Origin of the sequence: Companilactobacillus muriivasis, from assembly GCF_036246245.1 — a bacterium.
Lineage (GTDB): Bacteria > Bacillota > Bacilli > Lactobacillales > Lactobacillaceae > Companilactobacillus > Companilactobacillus muriivasis.
This window is the reverse complement of sequence record NZ_BTTQ01000019.1, coordinates 1-3,043: the sequence shown is the minus strand read 5'-3', so window position 1 is coordinate 3,043 and position 3,043 is coordinate 1. Positions and strand designations below refer to the sequence as shown.

At 48.2% G+C, this 3,043-nt stretch carries 1 rRNA gene; it reads left to right on the top strand.

The features are described from left to right. Positions 1 to 92 precede the first annotated feature (92 nt). Positions 93 to 3,010 (top strand): 23S ribosomal RNA (locus AAA923_RS12280). Positions 3,011 to 3,043 lie beyond the last annotated feature (33 nt).

The window sequence follows — 3,043 nt, the reverse complement described above, 5'->3', positions numbered from 1 at the left end:
CTCGTACCTTGAAAACTGGATATTAAGAAATAATGAATTAAAGAAACACCGAAAACTGCGCGATAAAAATGATTAATTTCATATTTTGTCAAGATTAAGTTATAAAGGGCGCACGGTGGATGCCTAGACACTAGGAGCCGATGAAGGACGTAACTAACGACGATACGCCTCGGGGAGCTGTAAGTAAGCTTTGATCCGGGGATTTCCGAATGGGGGAACCCAAATATCGTAATGGATATTTACTTGTTTGTGAATACATAGCAATCAAGAGGAACACGCAATGAACTGAAACATCTAAGTAGTTGCAGGAAGAGAAAGAAAATTCGATTCCCTGAGTAGCGGCGAGCGAAACGGGAATAGCCCAAACTAAAGAGCTTGCTCTTTAGGGTTGTAGGACTGATGTTGTGAGAACAAAAGGTAATGATAGTTGAACAAGTTGGAAAGCTTGGCCAAAGAGAGTGAAAGCCTCGTAAACGAAATCTGACCCACTCCATTCAGTATCCTGAGTACGGCGGAACACGAGAAACTCCGTCGGAATCTGGGAGGACCATCTCCCAAGGCTAAATACTCCCTAGTGATCGATAGTGAACCAGTACCGTGAGGGAAAGGTGAAAAGTACCCCGGAAGGGGAGTGAAATAGATCCTGAAACCGTGTGCCTACAAGTAGTCAGAGCCCGTTAATGGGTGATGGCGTGCCTTTTGTAGAATGAACCGGCGAGTTACGTTAACATGCAAGGTTAAGATGAAAAGTCGGAGCCGTAGCGAAAGCGAGTCTGAATAGGGCGATTAAGTATGTTGATGTAGACCCGAAACCAAGTGACCTACCCATGACCAGGTTGAAGATGCGGTAAAACGCATTGGAGGACCGAACCCGTGTATGTTGAAAAATGCTGGGATGAGTTGTGGGTAGCGGTGAAATTCCAAACGAACTTGGAGATAGCTGGTTCTCTCCGAAATAGCTTTAGGGTTAGCCTCGGGGATTAGGATTATGGAGGTAGAGCACTGTTTGGACTAGGGGCCCGTCTTGGGTTACTGAATTCAGATAAACTCCGAATACCATCAATCTATACCCGGGAGTCAGACGATGAGTGATAAGATCCACCGTCGAAAGGGAAACAGCCCAGATCACCAGTTAAGGTCCCAAAATTCATGCTAAGTGGAAAAGGATGTGGAAACGCATAGACAACTAGGATGTTGGCTCAGAAGCAGCCATTCATTCAAAGAGTGCGTAATAGCTCACTAGTCGAGTGATTCTGCGCCGAAAATGTACCGGGGCTAAGCATGATACCGAAACTGTGGATGTGTCGTAAGACACGTGGTAGGAGAGCGTTGTAAGAGCATTGAAGCTGTACCGTGAGGAGCAGTGGAGTTCTTAGAAGTGAGAATGCCGGTATGAGTAACGAAAGACCAGTGAGAATCTGGTCGGCCGAAAGACTAAGGTTTCCTGGGGAAGGCTCGTCCTCCCAGGGTTAGTCGGGGCCTAAGATGAGACCGAGAGGTGTAATCGATGGATAACGGGTTGATATTCCCGTACTAGTTTATTTTGTTTGAACGATGGAAGGACGCAGGAGGATGATGTGTGCGCGCTGATGGATATGCGCGTCCAAATAGTAAGTCTTGATAAGAGTCAAATGCTTTTATCTTTAAGGACAAGCTATGATGGGGAGTGAAATTTTAGTAGCGAAGCACAGTAACTCACACTGCCGAGAAAAGTTCCTAGTTAGAAATAAACTACCCGTACCGCAAACCGACACAGGTAGTCGAGGAGAGTATCCTAAGGTCAGCGAGTGAACTCTCGTTAAGGAACTCGGCAAAATGACCCCGTAACTTCGGGAGAAGGGGTGCTGGTGTAACAGCCAGCCGCAGTGAATAGGCCCAAACAACTGTTTATCAAAAACACAGGTCTATGCTAAATCGTAAGATGACGTATATGGGCTGACGCCTGCCCGGTGCTGGAAGGTTAAGAGGATCAGTTAGCTTTTGCGAAGCTGAGAATTGAAGCCCCAGTAAACGGCGGCCGTAACTATAACGGTCCTAAGGTAGCGAAATTCCTTGTCGGGTAAGTTCCGACCCGCACGAAAGGCGTAATGATTTGGGCACTGTCTCAACGAGAGACTCGGTGAAATTATAATACCCGTGAAGATGCGGGTTACCCGCGACAGGACGGAAAGACCCCATGGAGCTTTACTGTAGCTTGATATTGAGTTTTTGTGTGACATGTACAGGATAGGTAGGAGCCGTTGATTTCGGAACGCTAGTTTCGAAGGAGGCATTGGTGGGATACTACCCTTGTTATATGAAAACTCTAACCCACGCCGCTCAGCGCGGTGGGGGACAGTGTCTGGTGGGCAGTTTGACTGGGGCGGTCGCCTCCTAAAATGTAACGGAGGCGCTCAAAGGTTCGCTCAGAATGGTTGGAAATCATTCGCAGAGTGTAAACGTATAAGCGAGCTTGACTGCGAGACTGACAAGTCGAGCAGGGACGAAAGTCGGAGTTAGTGATCCGGTGGTACCATATGGAAGGGCCATCGCTCAACGGATAAAAGCTACCCTGGGGATAACAGGCTTATCTCCCCCAAGAGTTCACATCGACGGGGAGGTTTGGCACCTCGATGTCGGCTCATCGCATCCTGGGGCTGTAGTCGGTCCCAAGGGTTGGGCTGTTCGCCCATTAAAGCGGTACGCGAGCTGGGTTCAGAACGTCGTGAGACAGTTCGGTCCCTATCCGTCGCGGGCGTAGGAAATTTGAGAGGAGCTGTCCTTAGTACGAGAGGACCGGGATGGACATACCTCTGGTGTACCAGTTGTGCCGCCAGGCGCATCGCTGGGTAGCTACGTATGGAAGGGATAAACGCTGAAAGCATCTAAGTGTGAAGCCCCCCTCGAGATGAGATTTCCCATTCCTTTATGGAAGTAAGATCCGTTAGAGATTATGACGTAGATAGGCTGCGGGTGGAAGTGTAGCGATACATGGAGCTGAGCAGTACTAATAGATCGAGGACTTAATCGAGTAAGAGTTTACAGCAGTTCGAAGTGATTCAAA